17 protein-coding genes are annotated in these 18369 nt (G+C 60.4%); 8 read left to right on the forward strand and 9 right to left on the reverse strand.

Annotated features, from left to right (window positions below; genetic code table 11):
• Window positions 1–115 precede the first annotated feature (115 nt).
• The gene (locus PSH90_RS16070) at window positions 116–538 is read right to left on the reverse strand and encodes an HD domain-containing protein (RefSeq protein ID WP_056789098.1); all 423 of its coding nucleotides are present in this window, start codon (window positions 536–538) and stop codon (window positions 116–118) included.
• A gap of 159 nt (window positions 539–697) precedes the next feature.
• On the opposite strand from PSH90_RS16070, the gene PSH90_RS16075 reads away from it, so the two are divergent.
• On the forward strand, window positions 698–1129 hold the full coding sequence (locus tag PSH90_RS16075; protein WP_024013328.1) for a hypothetical protein: 432 nt from the start codon (window positions 698–700) through the stop codon (window positions 1127–1129).
• Window positions 1130–1199: 70 nt separating this feature from the next.
• Here the strand turns inward: PSH90_RS16075 and PSH90_RS16080 are convergent, their stop codons facing one another.
• From PSH90_RS16080 to PSH90_RS16100, 5 genes are all read right to left on the reverse strand, one after another.
• A complete protein-coding gene (locus PSH90_RS16080; RefSeq protein WP_305381013.1) occupies window positions 1200–1484 on the reverse strand; it encodes a hypothetical protein in 285 nt (94 codons plus the stop codon).
• 142 nt (window positions 1485–1626) lie between these two features.
• Entirely contained in the window at window positions 1627–2175 is a 549-nt protein-coding gene (locus PSH90_RS16085) for a cupin domain-containing protein (RefSeq protein ID WP_011333561.1), read from the reverse strand.
• A gap of 340 nt (window positions 2176–2515) precedes the next feature.
• Window positions 2516–3799: an FAD-binding oxidoreductase gene (locus PSH90_RS16090; protein ID WP_305381015.1), complete on the reverse strand. Its 1284-nt coding sequence runs from the start codon at window positions 3797–3799 to the stop codon at window positions 2516–2518.
• Window positions 3800–3848: 49 nt separating this feature from the next.
• Complete coding sequence (locus PSH90_RS16095) at window positions 3849–5339, reverse strand: aldehyde dehydrogenase (protein WP_305381017.1); 1491 nt, start codon at window positions 5337–5339, stop codon at window positions 3849–3851.
• Window positions 5340–5593: 254 nt separating this feature from the next.
• The gene (locus PSH90_RS16100; protein ID WP_007918694.1) at window positions 5594–6970 is read right to left on the reverse strand and encodes a glutamine synthetase family protein; all 1377 of its coding nucleotides are present in this window, start codon (window positions 6968–6970) and stop codon (window positions 5594–5596) included.
• Window positions 6971–7252: 282 nt separating this feature from the next.
• Between PSH90_RS16100 and PSH90_RS16105 the strand changes: the two genes are divergently transcribed.
• From PSH90_RS16105 to PSH90_RS16125, 5 genes are all read left to right on the forward strand, one after another.
• The gene (locus tag PSH90_RS16105) at window positions 7253–8014 is read left to right on the forward strand and encodes a gamma-glutamyl-gamma-aminobutyrate hydrolase family protein (RefSeq protein WP_305381018.1); all 762 of its coding nucleotides are present in this window, start codon (window positions 7253–7255) and stop codon (window positions 8012–8014) included.
• Between the two features lie 368 nt (window positions 8015–8382).
• On the forward strand, window positions 8383–9525 hold the full coding sequence (gene potA / locus PSH90_RS16110; protein ID WP_024013333.1) for a polyamine ABC transporter ATP-binding protein: 1143 nt from the start codon (window positions 8383–8385) through the stop codon (window positions 9523–9525).
• On the forward strand, window positions 9522–10436 hold the full coding sequence (locus tag PSH90_RS16115) for an ABC transporter permease subunit (protein WP_024013334.1): 915 nt from the start codon (window positions 9522–9524) through the stop codon (window positions 10434–10436). Before potA ends, PSH90_RS16115 begins: the two co-directional genes overlap by 4 nt.
• The gene (locus PSH90_RS16120; RefSeq protein ID WP_305381019.1) at window positions 10433–11305 is read left to right on the forward strand and encodes an ABC transporter permease subunit; all 873 of its coding nucleotides are present in this window, start codon (window positions 10433–10435) and stop codon (window positions 11303–11305) included. The genes PSH90_RS16115 and PSH90_RS16120 overlap by 4 nt, the downstream gene beginning before the upstream one ends.
• A 195-nt stretch (window positions 11306–11500) precedes the next feature.
• Window positions 11501–12598: a polyamine ABC transporter substrate-binding protein gene (locus tag PSH90_RS16125; protein WP_024013335.1), complete on the forward strand. Its 1098-nt coding sequence runs from the start codon at window positions 11501–11503 to the stop codon at window positions 12596–12598.
• A gap of 244 nt (window positions 12599–12842) precedes the next feature.
• Here PSH90_RS16125 and thpR read toward each other — a convergent pair whose 3' ends face one another.
• Window positions 12843–13382: an RNA 2',3'-cyclic phosphodiesterase gene (gene thpR / locus PSH90_RS16130; protein ID WP_305381020.1), complete on the reverse strand. Its 540-nt coding sequence runs from the start codon at window positions 13380–13382 to the stop codon at window positions 12843–12845.
• A gap of 107 nt (window positions 13383–13489) precedes the next feature.
• Between thpR and PSH90_RS16135 the strand changes: the two genes are divergently transcribed.
• Window positions 13490–13684 carry a hypothetical protein gene (locus tag PSH90_RS16135; RefSeq protein WP_024013337.1) on the forward strand — a complete coding sequence of 65 codons (195 nt, stop codon included), beginning with the start codon at window positions 13490–13492 and terminating at the stop codon, window positions 13682–13684.
• A 126-nt stretch (window positions 13685–13810) separates the two neighbouring features.
• Here PSH90_RS16135 and PSH90_RS16140 read toward each other — a convergent pair whose 3' ends face one another.
• Window positions 13811–14953: an HlyD family secretion protein gene (locus PSH90_RS16140; protein WP_041480937.1), complete on the reverse strand. Its 1143-nt coding sequence runs from the start codon at window positions 14951–14953 to the stop codon at window positions 13811–13813.
• A complete protein-coding gene (locus PSH90_RS16145) occupies window positions 14950–16605 on the reverse strand; it encodes an MFS transporter (protein ID WP_056789076.1) in 1656 nt (551 codons plus the stop codon). The genes PSH90_RS16140 and PSH90_RS16145 overlap by 4 nt, the downstream gene beginning before the upstream one ends.
• Before the next feature lie 309 nt (window positions 16606–16914).
• On the opposite strand from PSH90_RS16145, the gene PSH90_RS16150 reads away from it, so the two are divergent.
• Window positions 16915–18210 carry an OprD family porin gene (locus PSH90_RS16150; protein ID WP_305381022.1) on the forward strand — a complete coding sequence of 432 codons (1296 nt, stop codon included), beginning with the start codon at window positions 16915–16917 and terminating at the stop codon, window positions 18208–18210.
• Window positions 18211–18369: the final 159 nt, after the last annotated feature.

Below are 18369 nucleotides of genomic sequence, written 5' to 3' on the forward strand. Positions count from 1 at the left end.
CTGCCGAAGGCTGCGATCTTTTGGGACGCAGAGCGTCCCCGGCTGCATTCCCACACAGAGCGTGGGAACGATCGGATCGCAGCCTTCGGCAGCTCCTACAGGGGGATTTGCATTCCTATGCGCGAAGGCGTGCAATCGCCCGCCGGTATTTTTCGATCCGCTCCAGATCCTCCCAACTCGGCGAGGCAATCCGCGAGATATCGCTGTTCTCTTCCAGATCCGCCAGCTTCACCACCCGGCCGATCGGGTTTTGCGCGGCACGGTCGACAAAATCCTCGTAGGACTCGCCGGGCACTTTGGTCACCGCCGCAATCGCCGCCAGCACCTCTTCGCTGAATCCTTCCCCGCGCAAATCATCCAGACTCACCCCACAATCCTCGACCACATCGTGCAGCACAGCGACGATGCGTTCTTCCAGCGTGTGCATGCGCAACATGACTTTCAGTGGATGCAGAATGTACGGCGCCCCGCCCTTGTCCACCTGCCCGCTGTGGGCCGTGGCGGCAATGGCGATAGCGCGTTCGAGGGTTTGGGCCATGGGAATCGAATCCTGCGCTTTATGTTTCTGATTGTTGCGCAGTGTACGCGAAGATCGCGCAGCGCAAAGCCGATTGAACCTTGCCCGCCCTCGCCGCCTCGAAACCAGACAAGCGCCAAATCACCGATCAGACGCGGCGCCATTGGAGAGGAATTGCCGATGAAAACCCGACTGCTGCTCCTGATCGCCACGTTCGCCATCATCCCCACCTGCGTCATGGCCGAAGGCTGCGACGTGCAGACCCGCTCCTCCAGCGCCTCGGTGCCGGCGGTGGAAACCCACAGCTGCTACGAGTACGAAGGCATGCCGGTGGACTCCATCAACTGGTCCTGCAGCAACGAAACCAAGGACACCCTCAACGCCACCAAGAAAAAAGTCGATCGCTGCGACGACCACTACCAGGCCACCTGCACCGCCCGCCTCACCCAGGAATCCCTCGCCAACCCGCACTCGACCAGCAAAGACAAAAGCGCCAAACCGCTGAACATGCCCGACAACGCCAAAGTCACCACGTATTACTACGACGGTGAGCACTTGGCGCAGGCGAAGATTGATTGCGAAAACAGTGGCGGGAACTGGAAGGCTAAATAGTCTCGGTTATCGAGGATTGCCTGACAGAGAGCCCGGCTTGATGCCGGGCTTGCTGCATCTGCAAACAGCCTCAACCTTGACCAGCACCGCTGCTCGTGCCGCTGTCGTTCGATTGCTTCGAACCACTGGGCTTGGAACCCGAAGGTGTAGAGCCGTCATTGTTGGTGGTGTTGCCCTGCGTGCCTTTGGGCACGGTGGCGCCATTGGAATGAATGTCTTCCGGCGCACTCGGATTGGTTTGGCTATTGCCGTCGTTAGCGGTGGGTGCCGGGGTATCGCTGGCGGCTGTTGCATAGAGCGAAGTGGCGGATAACAGCGTGGCCAAGGTGAATGCTGCGAGACTGGATTTATGCATGTCGGCGGTTCCTCTGCGGGGGTGAGTTATGCATTGGAAGCGCGTGCGCGGGGAAAATGCGGAAGGGGTGACGAATGGCAGGAACAAACAACCCGACACCCCCTAAAAGATGCCGGGTCAACAAACAATATGCGTTATCCGATCAGAAATTCGCCGGCGTATTCGCACTGATAATCTCAGCCTCATCCGCGCCGATATTGCGAAACTTATGCGGCAACGTCGTCGGAAAGTAATACCCGTCCCCCGCACTCAGCACACTCACCTGCCCGTCCACGGTCAGTTCCACCGTGCCGCGCGTGACCAGTCCGCACTCTTCGCCTTCGGCATGCACGATCGGCTCTTCGCCGGAGCTGGCGCCGGGGGCGTATTGTTCGCGGAGCAGGCGCATCTGCCGGCTGGGCACCGAGGCGCCGATGAGCAGCAGGCGCAGGCCGTGGCGGCCGAGGTCGGGTTGTTCGTTGGCGCGGAACACGTATTGGTGTTCGCGCGGGGGCTGGTCGAAGGTGAAGAAGTCGGCCAGGGACATCGGTATGCCTTCGAGCAGCTTTTTCAGCGAGCTGACGGAGGGGCTGACGCGGTTCTGTTCGATCAGCGAGATGGTCGCGTTGGTCACGCCGCTACGCCGGGCGAGCTCGCGCTGGGAGAGTTTGTAGCTTTCGCGTACTAGTTTGAGTCGAGAACCCGTATCCATGACTGCCTTATGTAAAAGGGGCGATGGGGGTGGGTGGCGGGTGACGCGCAGGTCGCGCGGATCACGTTGCTCCCGTGTCCCGGAACCGTGAAAGGCGGCTATTAAATCACGTTTGCCGGTGTTGCTCAGCAGGTTCGATGGATGGTGCGGCAAAAGTCCTGTTGGCCTTGGCAATACAGCCACTGTGGGAGCGAGCCTGCTCGCGAAAGCGTAGTGTCTGGCGAATCGATGTCGCCTGATATGGCCTCTTCGCGAGCAGGCTCGCTCCCACAGTGGACATCAGTGGTTTTGCATAAGTGAAAAACCGGCGAGGTCTTTCGGACCGCCGCCGGGAGGTAAGTCAGACGCCGAAGCGGTCGCGCAGGGAGTAGTAGACCGCGCCCAGAGCGGTAAGCGGTGCGGAGAAGGTGCGGCCGCCGAGCATTGGCATGTGCGGCAGCGAGGCGAAGGCGTTGAAGCGTTCGGCGTCGCCGCGGATCATTTCCGAGATCAGTTTGCCGGCCAGGTGCGAGCAGGTGACGCCGTGGCCGCTGTAGCCCTGCATGTAGTAGGCATTCTTTTCGATGCGGCCGAATTGCGGCATGCGCGACATGGTCAGCAGGAAGTTGCCGGTCCAGCGGTAGTCGATCTTCACGTCCTTGAGCTGCGGGAAGGTCTTGAGGATCTTCGGCCGGATCAGCTGCTCGATATCGTCCGGCTCCCGCGCGCCGTAGACCACACCACCACCGTAAAGCAGGCGGTTGTCAGCGGTGAGGCGGTAGTAATCCAGCAGATAGTTGCAGTCCTCGACGCAGTAATTATTGGTGATCAGGCTGCGCGCCTGCTGCTCGGTCAGCGGTTCGGTGACGACGATCTGCGAGCCGCACGGCATGCTTTTCGCGGTGACGCGATTGTCGAGGCCTTGCGGCAGATAAGCGTTGCCGGCGATCAGCAAATATTTGGCGCGGACCAGACCTTTGGCAGTGCGCACGGTGATCGGCTCGCCGTAGGCGATTTCCACCGCCGCCGATTGCTCGTAGATCTTGCCGCCCAAACGCACGATGGCAGCGGCCTCCCCTAGCGCCAGATTCAATGGATGAACGTGGCCACCCTGCATGTCCAGCAAGCCGCCAACGTAGGCGTCGGAGCCGACTTCGCGACGAATGTCCGCTGCATCAAGCATCTTCAGATTGCGGTTGCCGTAGCGTTCCCAATTGCGCTTCTGCTCTGCCAGGCCATTGAGTTGTTTCTTGTTCATCGCTGCGAAGATGCCGCCCGGGCGATAGTCGCACTTGATGTCGTAATCCTTGATGCGCGAACGAATGATGTCGGCGCCTTCAAAGATCATGCTGCCGAGGATTTCTGCAGTCTTGTCGCCGTAGCGCTCTTCGATGACATCGACGTCGCGGCTATAGGAATTGACCAGTTGCCCGCCGTTGCGCCCGCTGGCGCCGTAGCCGACTTTCGCCGCTTCCAGCACGGTGACTTTGTAGCCGGCTTCGCTGAGGAACAGTGCCGAGGACAGGCCCGTGTAGCCGGCGCCGATGATGCAGACGTCGCAGTCCAGCGCTTCTTCGAGAACCGGGAAGTCGATGACTTCGTTGCGGGTGGCGGCGTAGTAGCTGTTTACGTGTTGCTGTTTCATAGGTTTCTCCGAGGGCCGCCAATCAGGGGCGGCCGCCGCTGTAAAAGAGTCAGAGCTTGATCCAGGTCGCTTTCAGTTCGGTGTACTTGTCGAACGCATGCAGCGATTTGTCGCGACCGTTGCCCGATTGCTTGAAGCCACCGAATGGCGCAGTCATGTCGCCACCGTCGTACTGGTTGACCCAGACGCTACCGGCGCGCAGGCCGCGGGCGAAGGTGTGTGCCTTGCTCAGGTTGCTGGTCCACACCCCGGCGGCGAGGCCGAAGATGCTGTCGTTGGCGATCTGCAGGGCTTCTTCGGCAGTGTCGAAGGTGATCAGCGACAGCACCGGGCCGAAGATTTCTTCCTGAGCGATGGTCATCGCATTGGTCACGCCGTCGAAAATCGCTGGCTGCACGTAGAGGCCACCGGTTTCTTCGAGGGTGCGTTGACCGCCGGCTATCAACTCGGCGCCCTGCTCGCGGCCGATGCTGATGTAGCGCAGCACGTTATCGAGCTGACGCTGGTCGACCACGGCGCCGACGGTGGTCGCCGGATCCAGTGCGTGCCCCGGTTTCCAGGCTTGCAGCGCCTCTACCAGCAACGGAATGAACTGTTCGCGAATCGAGCGCTCGACTAGCAGACGCGAGCCGGCAGTGCAGACTTCGCCCTGGTTGAAGGCGATGGCACTGGCCGCCGCTTGAGCAGCTGCGCGCAGATCCGGTGCGTCGGCGAACACCACGTTCGGGCTTTTGCCGCCGGCCTCAAGCCAGACGCGTTTCATGTTGCTTTGGCCCGCGTAGATCATCAGTTGCTTGGCGATCGCCGTGGAGCCGGTGAAGGCCAGCACGTCGACGTCCAGGTGCAACGCCAGTGCCTTGCCGACGGTGTGGCCGTAGCCCGGCAGCACGTTGAACACGCCCTTTGGAATGCCCGCCTCCAGCGCCAGTTGCGCGATGCGGATGGCGGTCAGCGGTGATTTTTCCGAAGGTTTGAGGATGAACGAGTTACCCGCCGCCAGCGCCGGGGCGAACTTCCAGCTGGCCATGATCAGCGGGAAATTCCACGGCACGATCGCCGCGACCACACCCGAGGGCTCACGGGTGACGAGGCCAAGTTGGTCGTGCGGCGTGGCGGCGACTTCGTCGTAGATCTTGTCGATGGCCTCGGCGCTCCAGCGGATCGCGTTGGCGGTCGCCGGGATGTCGATGCTCATCGAATCGCTGATCGGTTTGCCCATGTCGAGGGTTTCCAGCAGTGCCAGTTCTTCCTGGTGCTGCAGGATCAGATCGGCGAAGCGGATCAGCACGCGCTTGCGCTCGGCCGGGGCTTGTTTCGCCCAGATGCCGGAGTTGAAGGACTGGCGCGCGGCTTCGACGGCCAGGTTGGCGTCGGCTTCATCGGTGCTGGCGACGGCGGCAAGAAAGCGGCCGTCGACCGGGCTCAGGCATTCGAAGGTGTCGCCGCTGATCGCCGGGCGATATTCACCGTTGATGAAGGCGCGGGATTCGATGGACAGAGACTGGAAGCGTTGTTCCCAGTCGTTGCGGGTTGTGGTCATTGTTTTGAGCTCGACAAGGGGGAATTTGGGGGTTGGTCTGGTTGCTTTGTCTGGCCGGGAATCGCTGCCCTCACCCTAGCCCTCTCCCAGAGGGAGAGGGGACCGATCGGGGGATGTCTGGTAACTGCGCCGACCTGAAAAATCTTTGCCGAATCCATCATCGACTGGATCGTTCAGGTCGCCGGATATCTCCAGACGACGCGGTCAGTCCCCTCTCCCTCCGGGAGAGGGTTAGGGTGAGGGGCTTTTGATCTTCAGACCGTATGCAGATACCAGTTGTACTCAAGGTCAGAAATCGAGTTCTCGAACTCGGCCAGCTCGCTTTCCTTGCACGCAACGAACACGTCGATGTACATCGGGTCGATGTAGCGCGCCATGACTTCGCTGTCGTCGAGCTCGCGCAAGGCGTCGCGCAGGTTGTTCGGCAGGCTCTGCTCGTTCTGCTCGTAGCTGTTGCCTTCGACCGGCGCGCCGGGCTCGATCTGGTTGGTCAGGCCGTGGTGGATGCCGGCCAGCACCGACGCCATCAGCAGGTACGGGTTGGCATCGGCACCGGCGACGCGGTGTTCGATGCGCACGGCGTCCGCTGAACCGGTCGGCACGCGCACGGCCACGGTGCGGTTGTCGATGCCCCAGCTCGGCGAGTTCGGCACATAGAACTGTGCGCCGAAGCGGCGGTACGAGTTGACGTTCGGGCAGAGGAACGCCATTTGCGCCGGCAGGGTCTCGAGCACACCGCCGATCGCGTGACGCAGTGCGGCGTTCTGCTCGGGATCCTCGCTGGCGAAGATGTTGTTGCCTTCTTTGTCCAGAATCGAAATGTGCACGTGCAAACCATTGCCGGCCTGGCCCGGATAAGGCTTGGCCATGAAGGTCGTGTCCATCTCGTGGTCGTAGGCGATGTTCTTCACCAGACGCTTGAGCAGGACCGCGTAATCGCACGCCTTGATCGGGTCGGAGACGTGATGCAGGTTGACTTCGAACTGCGCCGGGGCGCTTTCCTTGACGATGGCATCCGCCGGGATGCCCTGCTCTTTCGCGCCTTCGAGGATGTCTTGCAGGCAATCGACGTATTCGTCGAGATCGTCGATCAGGTAAACCTGGGTCGACACCGGACGCTTGCCGGATACCGGTGAACGTGGCGATTGCGGACGGCCATTCACGTTGTCCTGGTCGATCAGGTAGAACTCGAGTTCGAACGCCGCGCAGATGGTCAGGCCGAGGTCGTCGAATTTGCGCACAACGTTGGCCAGTACTTCACGCGGGTCAGCGAAGAACGGCTGACCTTCGATCTCGTGCATGGTCATCAGCAGTTGAGCGGTCGGGCGTTTTTGCCACGGCTCGATGCTCAGGGTGCCGGGGATCGGGTAACAGATGCGATCGGCATCGCCGATATCCAGGCCCAGGCCGGTGCTTTCCACCGTCGAGCCGTTGATGTCCAGCGCGAACAGCGACGCCGGCAGGTTGATGCCTTTTTCGTACACCTTATGAAGACTGGTGCGTTCGATGCGCTTGCCGCGCACCACACCGTTCATATCCGCAATCAGAAGGTCGACGTACAAAACCTCAGGATATTTCTTAAGGAATGCGTTGGCTTCGTTGAGTTGAACGGTACGCAGAGGGACCGACATGATGCACCTATTTAGCTGTTAATTATTATGTTCACCACCGTGTTGCGCAGCCAGTCAATCCGAAAGGCAAAGTGAAGTCAATAGCGAACACCCTGCCCTGCAGCCTTTATTTTTCGGGCTTTTCTTAACACTCTCGAGCCATATCTACCGGCAAACCCCGGTAAACCTAAGCGATTTGATGAATGGCGTTTAGAATTTTTTACATGGCAGTTGTTAATTAAAATCAACGAGGCTAAGCTCCGGAAAAGCTCGTTCAAGTGACAGACTTCGAGGTGAATAAAAATGGCATTCAAGCCATTGATCGGCGTTACTGCGTGCGTCAAACAGATTGGCCTGCACCCCTATCACATCAGCGGCGACAAGTACGTACGTGCTGTCAGCGTTGGCGCTCAAGGGTTGCCAGTGGTCATTCCTTCCCTCGGCAATCTGACTGAGATCGAAGACCTGCTCGGTCAACTCGACGGTCTGTTGCTTACCGGCTCTCCCTCGAACGTGGAGCCCTTCCACTATCAAGGCCCGGCCAGCGCCCCCGGCACGGATCACGATCCGGCCCGCGACGCCACCACCCTTCCTTTGTTGCGTGCAGCCATCGCGGCGGGCGTTCCGGTGCTCGGCATCTGCCGTGGTTTCCAGGAGATGAATGTGGCGTTCGGCGGCAGCCTTCATCAAAAGGTGCATGAGCTGCCCGGCATGCTCGACCACCGCGAAGCCGACAGCCCGGATGTGGCCGTGCAATATGCACCGGCCCATGCGGTCAGTGTGATCGCTGGCGGTGTGTTCGAAGCGCTGGAGCTGCCCGACGAATTTCAGGTCAATTCGATTCACAGCCAAGGCATCGACCGCCTCGCTCCCGGCCTGCGTGTTGAAGCCGTGGCGCCGGACGGTTTGATCGAGGCGATCTCGGTCGAGCACAGCCCGACCTTCGCCCTCGGCGTGCAATGGCACCCGGAATGGCAAGTGCTGGACAACCCGAACTACCTGAGGATTTTCCAGGCGTTCGGCGCAGCGTGCCGGCAACGGGCGGCGAAGCGCAGTCAGCGCTGACGCAATCCCAGACTCGATAACGATTTACTGCCCCCACGGCTGGCGGGTGTGCGTTTGCACATCTGCCAGTCGTGAACCGCAACACCCGTGATAACAACAAGTACGACCCAGGCAGCCAGGACGGCGGCGCCGAACAAGCCGGATCGGTTTGAGCGATACCTGTCAGATCAATGCAAAACCCTGTGGGAGCGAGCTTGCTCGCGAAAGCAGTGTGTCAGCCAACAAAGATGTCGACTGACACGACGTATTCGCGAGCAAGCTCGCTCCCACAGGGGGATGTAGTTCGGCAGGTAATTCTCATGCAGCTCCGCAATCCACTTAAGCCCGGCCACATTGGCCAGGCACACGACACCTGTTGGGAGTTTCACATGGCAAACGCCTCCAGCACTTACCGCAAGGCACTCGAAGGTCAGCAGCAACCGAAAAAGGTGCTGGTGAAAGTCGATCGTGTCACCAAGAAGTTCGACGAAACCGTGGCCGTGGACGATGTGTCCCTGGAGATCCATCAGGGCGAAATCTTCGCGCTGCTGGGCGGTTCCGGTTCGGGCAAATCGACGCTGCTGCGCATGCTCGCCGGTTTCGAGCGGCCGACCGAGGGGCGGATTCTGCTCGATGGCGTGGACATCACTGACATGCCGCCGTACGAGCGGCCGATCAACATGATGTTCCAGTCCTACGCGCTGTTCCCGCACATGACCGTGGCGCAGAACATTGCCTTCGGCCTCAAGCAGGATCGTTTGCCGGCCAGCGAAATCGATGCCCGCGTCGAAGAAATGCTGCGGCTGGTGCACATGACCCAATACGCCAAGCGCCGCCCGCACCAGTTGTCCGGCGGCCAGCGTCAGCGCGTCGCCCTCGCCCGCTCGTTGGCCAAACGGCCGAAACTGTTGCTGCTCGACGAGCCGATGGGCGCGCTGGATAAAAAGCTGCGGTCGCAGATGCAGCTTGAGCTGGTGGAAATCATCGAGCGCGTTGGCGTGACCTGCGTGATGGTGACCCACGACCAGGAAGAAGCCATGACCATGGCCCAGCGCATCGCGATCATGCACCTGGGCTGGATCGCGCAGATCGGCAGCCCGGTGGACATTTATGAAGCGCCGGTCAGCCGCATGGTCTGCGAATTCATCGGCAACGTGAACGCCTTTGACGGCACCGTGGTGGAAGATCTCGAAGGCCACGCGATCATTCACAGCCCCGACTTGCAGCAGAAGATCTATGTCGGTCACGGCGTCAGCACGTCGGTGCAGGACAAGTCGATCACCTACGCCATTCGCCCGGAAAAAATGCTCGTCAGCACCACTCAACCGGAGTTCCGCTACAACTGGTCCGAAGGCAAGGTGCATGACATCGCCTACCTCGGCGGCCATTCGGTGTTCTACGTCGAGCTGCCCGGCGGCAAGATCGTCCAGTCGTTCATGGCCAATGCCGAGCGGCGTGGCGCGCGGCCGACCTGGGACGACAAAGTCTACGTCTGGTGGGAAGACGACAGCGGCGTGGTGCTGCGCTCATGAGAACTTTCAATCAGCAATTTTTGCGCCTGGTGCCCAGCGGACGAAAACTGGTGATCGGCATTCCGTTCATCTGGCTGTTCCTGTTCTTCATGCTGCCGTTCTTTCTGGTGATGAAGATCAGCTTTTCGGAAGCCGCGCTGTCGATCCCGCCGTACTCGGAGATCTACACCTTCGCCGAACAGAAATTCCAGCTGCTGCTGAACATCGGCAACTACACCCTGCTCGGCGAAGACGAGCTGTACCTGTCGGCGTACCTCGGCTCGCTGAAAGTCGCGGCACTGAGCACGCTGATGTGCCTGGTGATCGGTTTCCCGATGGCTTACGCGATCACCAAGACCGGCAAGGAAACGCAAAACGTCCTGCTGCTGTTGATCATGATGCCGACCTGGACGGCGATCCTGATCCGCGTGTATGCGTGGATGGGCATCCTCAGCAACAACGGTCTGCTCAACGGGTTTCTGATGTGGACCGGGCTCACCGATCACCCGATCGAGATCCTCAACACCAACACTGCCGTCTATATCGGTGTGGTTTACGCCTATCTGCCGTTCATGGTTCTGCCGCTCTACGCCAACCTCGTCAAGCACGACAACAGCCTGCTGGAAGCCGCGCAGGATCTAGGTTCGAGCAACTTCAACAACTTCTGGAAGATTACCGTGCCGCTGGCCAAGAACGGCATCATTGCCGGCTGCATGCTGGTGTTCATTCCGGTAGTTGGCGAGTTCGTGATTCCGGAACTGCTGGGTGGCCCGGAGACGCTGATGATCGGTCGCGTGCTGTGGCAGGAGTTCTTCAATAACCGCGACTGGCCGGTGGCTTCCGCGCTGGCGGTGGTGATGCTGTTGATCCTGATTGTGCCGATTCTGCTGTTCAACCGCAGCCAGGCCAAAGAGATGGAGGCACGGGGATGAAACGCTTCAATTTTTCCAAGTTCATGCTGATCTTCGGCTTGATGTTCATTTATCTGCCGATGCTGATTCTGGTGATCTACTCGTTCAACGCCTCGAAACTGGTGACGGTGTGGGGTGGCTGGTCAGTGAAGTGGTATGTCGGCCTGCTCGACAACACGCAACTGATGGGCTCGGTGGTGCGCTCGCTGGAAATCGCCTGCTACACCGCGATTGCCGCTGTGGCACTGGGTACGCTGGCGGCCTTCGTGCTGACGCGGGTGACGCGCTTCAAGGGGCGCACGCTGTTTGGTGGCCTGGTCACCGCGCCGTTGGTGATGCCGGAAGTGATCACCGGCCTGTCGCTGTTGCTGCTGTTCGTGGCAATGGCGCAACTGATCGGCTGGCCGCAGGAGCGCGGCATCGTCACCATCTGGATCGCCCACACCACATTTTGTGCAGCCTATGTCGCGGTGGTAGTCTCCGCGCGCCTTCGCGAGCTGGATCTGTCGATCGAAGAAGCGGCGATGGACCTCGGCGCCAAACCATTCAAAGTGTTTTTCCTGATCACCATCCCCATGATCGCGCCGTCGCTGGCCGCCGGCGGAATGATGTCGTTTGCCTTGTCGCTGGACGATCTGGTGCTGGCGAGTTTCGTTTCCGGGCCGGGCTCGACGACGCTGCCGATGGAAGTGTTCTCGGCGGTGCGTCTGGGCGTGAAGCCTGAGATCAACGCCGTGGCCAGCCTGATTCTGCTGGCGGTATCGCTGGTGACTTTCCTGGTCTGGTACTTCGGCCGCAAGGCCGAAGCCAACCGCAAACGGGCGATTCAGGAAGCGATGGAGCAGACGGCGAGCGAGTCGTGGCAACAGCCGGCAACGGCGACTGCCTGAGCAACACCGATGAACAACTGTGGCGAGGGGATTTATCCCCGTTGGGCTGCGAAGCGGCCCCTGCAGTTCTACCTGAAGACTCCGTATTCAGGTTTTGCGACTGCTACGCAGCCGAGCGGGGATAAATCCCCTCGCCACAAGGTTCAAGTGCACCGAGCTTTTGTGTTTTTGAATAAGAAGAAGGGAGTTGTACCGATGAAAATGTTTGGCAGGACTCTGCTGACACTGTCCTTAATGGGCGCGATGGTCATGGGCGCCCAGGCCAACGACAAGGTGCTGCGTGTTTACAACTGGTCCGATTACATCGCGCCGGACACCGTGAAGAAATTCGAAGACGAGACCGGCATTCGCGTGACCTACGACGTCTTCGACAGCAACGAAACTCTGGAAGCGCGCCTGCTCGCGGGCAAATCCGGCTATGACATCGTCGTGCCGTCGAACAGTTTTCTGGCCAAGCAGATCAAAGCCGGCGTCTACCAGCCGCTGGACAAGTCGAAGCTGCCGAACTGGAAGAATCTTAACCCGGTATTGCTGAAAAACGCTTCCGCCAGTGATCCGGACAACGCGCATGCGTTCCCGTACATGTGGGGCTCGATCGGCATCGGTTTCAACCCGGCGAAGGTCAAGGAAGTGCTCGGCGCCAACGCCCCGACCAACTCCTGGGACTTGCTGTTCAAACCGGAGAACGCGGAAAAACTCAAAGCCTGTGGCATCAGTTTCCTCGATTCGCCAACCGAAATGCTCCCGGCCGCCCTGCACTACCTGGGCTATCCGGTGAACGACAAGGACAAGGCGCACATCGCCGAAGCCGAAGCGCTGTTCATGAAAATCCGCCCTTACGTGGCGTACTTCCATTCCTCGAAGTACATCTCCGATCTGGCTAACGGCAACATCTGCGTGGCGGTCGGTTACTCCGGCGACGTCCTGCAGGCCAAGGCCCGCGCGGTGGAATCGGGCAACAACGTGGTGATCGACTACAGCATTCCCAAGGAAGGCGCCGGCAGTTTCTACGACATGGTCGCCATCCCCCGTGATGCGGCGAACGTCGACAACGCCTACCTGTTCATGGATTTCCTGATGCGCCCGGACATCATCGCCGAAGTCACCAACAGCATCGGCTACAGCAACGCCAACGCAGCGGCCACGCCACTGGTGGACGAAGCGATCCGCAACGAACCGGGCTCGTATCCGTCGCAAGCGGTGATGGCGACTTTGTATGCAGTGCCGGATCAGCCGATTGCCACACAGCGGATCATGACGCGCGGCTGGACGCGGGTGAAGCTCGGTAAATAAAAACACCGATGATCAAAATGTGGGAGCGAGCCTGCTCGCGAAGGCGGTGGGACAGGCGACGAAAATATTGGATGTGCCGACGCTTTCGCGAGCAGGCTCGCTCCCACAATGAAGCAATGCAGTGCTGAAAATTTTCCGTTCACGCAGCGCCTTACCACCGCTGCACCCTGCTCTGAACGGCCTCACCCGGCTCCCTCGGCTCGGGTGAATTTGCAGGCGCCTTCGGGCGCCTTTTTTTGTCCGTTCAGATCAGCGGCCAGTCCTGCACAACTCGATAGCGGCCCTTGTGCGATTCGAATAAGCCGAAGCGTTCAGGGCGCAGGAAAAACTCCGGCGGCGTGCGCGCTTCCGGCTCCGGCGCGCGGTACTCGCGGGCCAGCGTCAAGTGCGGACGGAACTCGTGGGTGGGTTGTTCAAAACCGAACGGCAGCATCGCCTGCTCCAGCGCGTAAACCAGGCGCAACAGCGCCGGCGGTGCCTGCTCGGGCGCCAGCGACAGCACACCGGCGCGATGCCAGACCTGCAAGCGATCCAGCTCAATACGCAACGTTTCGCCCGGAATACGCACACTGCCCGCTGCTTCGCAGACGCCGTGAATCTGCGCCAACGGCACCGCACCGAGGAACAGCAGAGTCAGATGAAAGTTATCCGCCGGCACCGGTTTGCCGCTGCGCAGGCCCAGCTCCGCGCGCCACTGGGCGATTGCCTTGCGCTGCGCCGGCGGGCAATCCAGGGCAAAGAACAGCCGCTTTGCAGGTTCATCCTTGCGCACCCCATCAATCATTGCCCTGCCCCCTTGTTCGTCATGATCGCGCCGATTCTACACAGCCTGTGCTGACGACTCGCGACAGGAAGCTATAGTTCAGGGATTGCCATCAACCGGAGGCTGCCATGCGCGAGATCCTCAGCAAAGAACCCTGGTGGGCCCGGCCACCACATCCCGGACAGGACGAAAGCGAACTGGAATGGGGCTGGCTGGTGCATTACAGCGAAGGCGAACCGCGTTTCGAATTCGTCCGCGAGAGGCCCAGCGACGAGCAGATTCGCAACCGCAAAAGTTGCCGGGTCACCCCCTCGCCCGAATGAATAGAGCCCCGTGAGCACTAATCCTGTGGGAGCGAGCCTGCTCGCGAAAGCGGTGTGTCAGATAAAGAAATGTTACTGATACGACGCTTTCGCGAGCAGGCTCGCTCCCACAGGGTTATGCATTGATCAGTGGGGTTGGGTGTCGCCGGCGGCGGTGTCGATGCTGACAACAACTGACATCCCCGGCCGCAAGCGTTCTGCTTCCTGCTGATCGGGATCGATAGTGATGCGCACCGGCACCCGCTGGGCGATCTTGACGAAGTTGCCGGTGGCGTTGTCGGCCTGCAGCAAGGCAAATTCCGAACCGGTGCCCGGCGAAATATGCTGCACATGGCCGGTGAATCTGCGGTGGTTCAAGGCGTCGACGGTGAAGCGCACCGGTTGCCCGACACGTACGTTGGCCATCTGGGTTTCCTTCATGTTGGCGATCACCCATTTCTGGTCCGGGACCAGCGCCATCAACTGCGCGCCGGAGTTGACGTAGGCCCCCAAGCGCACGCCGATCTGCCCGAGCTGGCCGTCGCGCGGGGCGACAATCCGCGTGTTCGACAGATCGATCCGCGCCAGTTGCACCGCTGCTTCAGCACTGGCCACGGCGGCTTCCAGGGAGCCGCGATTGACGATGACCGTTTGCAGATCCTGCCGGGCGATTTCCAGATTGGCCTTGGCCTGCGCCACAGATGCCGTGCTCTGCGCATTGGCAGCGAGGGTCACGTCGAACTCGCGTTTGGACACCGAGCCGTCGCGCACCAGTTCCTGATTACGCCGCAGATCGGCCTCGCTCTTGCGCAACTGCGCCTGGCTGTCGGCGAGCACTGCCTGGCGCAATTTGATCGTCGCTTCAGCGCTGTTGCGTTGCTGCACGACGTTGGCCAGCCCGGCCTTCTGCACCGCCAGTTGTGCCAGGGACTGGTCGAGGCGTTGCTGATAAATGCGGTCGTCCAGACGCACCAGCAGATCCCCGGCCTTGACGTACTGGAAGTCCTGCACCGGCACCTCGAACACATAGCCGCTGAGCTGCGGGCCGATGATCGTCACCTGCCCGCGCACCAAGGCGTTTTCGGTGGTTTCGACCGCACTGCTGAACGGCGGCAGTTGCCACGCATACAGCACGATCAGGACACCGACGATGGCGATTGCGGCAAAGCCCAGCGAAGATATGATCCGCACCCGCAGCGAACGCGGCGCAGTGTTCGGCGACGATGGCGGCGCTTCCCCTTCAGGCGTGGCGGCGATGGCATTGGTGGTTGTGGTGGTCGGTTCGGTCATGAAGAAGTGGCACCGCTGGGTGGTACGGAAGGTGTCGGTTCAATGGCTTTGGTGGTGCTCATCAGCCACAACGCGCGAATCGAAAGCCAGATCATGGTCAGGACGGCAATGACCGCGATCAGCATGAAGACATCGTTATAGGCCAGCACGTTCGCTTCGCGTGTCGCCGCATTGGCGAGGCTGCGCATGCCGGCCAGATTGCGCAGGCTCGGGTCCGCCAGCAAACCGCCGTAGGCTGAGCCGCCGCTCTGCACCCGCGCCGCCACCAACGGATCGGACATCACCAGATGATCGACGATGTGGCTGGAATGGTACTTCTCCCGCACGATCTGAAAAGTGCCAAGCAACGCCGCGCCGAGCAGCCCGCCGAGGTTATTGCAGATCCCGAACAGCACGGAAAAACTCACCAGGTTGCGCGGATTGGTCAGCACGTTGCGCGTGCCGAAGACCATGGTCGGGCCGAGAAAAAACGTACTGCCGAACGCCAGCAGGAACTGGCTGAAGTAGAGATTTTGCGGGCGTGTCAGGTTGTTGGAAAAACTGTCCATCACCGAACCGGTGGCCATCAGCGCCAGCGAGATGATCAACGGCATCAGCAAGTGTTTGGGGTCGATGGTCAACGCGCTGGTGGCAAGCCCGGCGATACTGCCGATCAGCATCACCACATACAGACTGTGCAACTGCTCATAGCCCATGTTCAGGTTCTGCATGAACCCCACGGCGCCGGTGGATTGCTCCGAGGTGACCATGCGAATCAGGGTCACCGCCAGCGCCAGGCGAATCATCGTTCCGCTGCCCAGCCAGCGGGTCATCAACATCGGGTTGCTGCGATTGTGCTCAATGGCCAGGCCCATAATGATCAGCGCGATCGAACAGGCCAGCGCCACGCCGATCCAGTCCGCCTCCAGCCACCAGTCGATGCGCCCCAGCGACAGCACCGCGCACAACAACGCCACACCGGTGGCGAGGATGGCGAAGGTCAGGAAGTCGAGTTTTTCGAAGGTCTTGAAGCGGTCACCGGGCGGCAACTTCAGCAGCAACACACAGCCGAGTGACAGCAGGGCCATGCCCAATTCGAACAGATAGAGGCCGCGCCATTCGGCGATCTGCAACAGGTCTTCGGAGAACAGCCGCGCCAGCGGCAACGCCAATTGCGACGTGCCGAGGCCGAGTACCAACGCTTTGAGCCGCCACTTCGCCGGGAACGCCTGGACCATGTAATACAGACCCAGCGAGCTCAGCGCCGCACCGACCATGCCGTGCGCCGCTCGCACCGCCACTGCCGAGTTGAGATCGTTGACGAACAAATGGCCGAAGGTCACCAGTGCATACAGCACCAGAAACACCTCGGTGAACGCGCGCAAACCGAACTGCTGGCGAAACTTCACCAGCAGCAGGTTCATCGACACGTTGGTCATCACATACGCCGCCGGCAGCCAGGCCATCTCCGCCGTGGTCGCGCCGAGCGAGCCTTGCAGGTAAGGCAGGTTGGCAACCACCAGCGAGTTGCCCAACCCACCAGTCACCGCCACCAGCACGCCAACCGCCGCGTACGCCAGGCGCTTGGGCGTGGAGTGCAGCGGTGTCGACGGAGAACCGGGCAGGCTGGGCTTTTCGTGGGGTTGCCAGTTGCGCGGGGCGTATTTATCCATGAATCGGCCTGGTGCTGGGGGTGAAGGAAGTTTGCCGCAATTTCACGGGCAACACACGACTCGACAGACACCAAGGAACCCTGTGGGAGCGAGCCTGCTCGCGAAAGCGCTGTGTCAGTCGACAACTTCATTGATTGAAAGTCCGCATTCGCGAGCAGGCTCGCTCCCACATGGGTTCGGCGTCGCATGGGAGGTCATCGTATAACTCCCAGTTGACAATCCCTGAAAATCTGGGAAATATCCGCATCGATGTTGTACGACGACGTATGACAAATAATAAAAACAACAAACGATCCAGGGAGCGTCACAGTGAGCCCACTCGCCCGCAATTCCGTCCGCCCTTCACGTTTTGCCCATTTCAAGCCGCGTTCGACCCTCAGCCTGATCGGTTGCAGCAGCCTCGCTCTGGCCTTGCCCATGAGCGCTGATGCCGAAGGCTTTCTCGACGACAGCAAAGCTACGCTGAACCTGCGCAACGCCTACTTCAACCGCAACTTCGTCAACCCGGCCTATCCGCAGGGCAAGGCTGAAGAGTGGACGCAGAGCTTCATTCTCGACGCCAAATCCGGCTTCACCCAAGGCACCGTCGGCTTCGGCCTCGATATGCTCGGGTTGTATTCGCAAAAGCTTGATGGCGGCAAAGGCACTGGCGGCACGCAACTGTTGCCGATTCATGATGACGGTCGCCCGGCCGACAATTTCGGTCGCCTCGGCGTGGCGCTGAAAGCCAAAGTCTCGAAGACCGAATTGAAGGTCGGCGAATGGATGCCGGTATTGCCGATCCTGCGCTCCGACGACGGCCGCTCCCTGCCGCAGACCTTTCGCGGCGGCCAGATCACGTCCACCGAGATCAACGGCCTGACCGTTTACGGCGGCCAGTTCCGTGGCAACAGCCCGCGCAACGACGCGAGCATGGAAGACATGTCGATGAACGGCCGCGGTGCATTCACCTCCGATCGCTTCAACTTCGGCGGCGGCGAATACAGCTTCAACGAAAAACGCACGATGGTCGGCGTGTGGTACGCCGAGCTCACCGACATCTATCAGCAGCAGTATTTCAACCTCAGCCACAGCCAGCCGATGGGCGACTGGACGCTGGGCGCTAACCTCGGTTTCTTCACCGGCAAGGAAGACGGCAGCGCTCAGGCCGGCGACCTCGACAACAAGACCGCGTTCGCCCTGCTCTCGGCGAAATATGGTGGCAACACCTTCTACGTCGGCCTGCAGAAACTCACCGGCGACGATGCCTGGATGCGCGTCAACGGCACCAGCGGCGGCACCCTGGCCAACGACAGTTACAACGCCAGTTATGACAACGCCAAAGAGCGCTCCTGGCAGGTGCGTCACGACTACAACTTCGTTGCGCTGGGCGTGCCTGGCCTGACCCTGATGAACCGCTATATCAGCGGCGATAACGTACACACCGCCACCACCAACGACGGCAAGGAATGGGGCCGCGAATCGGAACTGGCCTACACCGTGCAGAGCGGCCCGCTGAAGAACCTCAACGTGAAATGGCGCAACGCGACCATTCGCCGGGACTTCAGCACCAACGAATTTGACGAGAACCGGATTTTTATCAGCTATCCGATTTCGTTGTTGTAACGGTTGGTGTTTTGCCCTGTGGGAGCGAGCCTGCTCGCGAAAGCGCCGGACCAGTCGACTTGTTTTGACTGGCACACCGCCTTCGCGAGCAGGCTCGCTCCCACAAGGGGATTGCATTGCAAGGCAGGTATCGGGTCTTGAGAAAATGAATCGCGCCCT

The organism is Pseudomonas sp. FP1762 (genome assembly GCF_030687105.1).
In the GTDB taxonomy this organism is placed as follows: Bacteria; Pseudomonadota; Gammaproteobacteria; order Pseudomonadales; family Pseudomonadaceae; genus Aquipseudomonas; species Aquipseudomonas siliginis.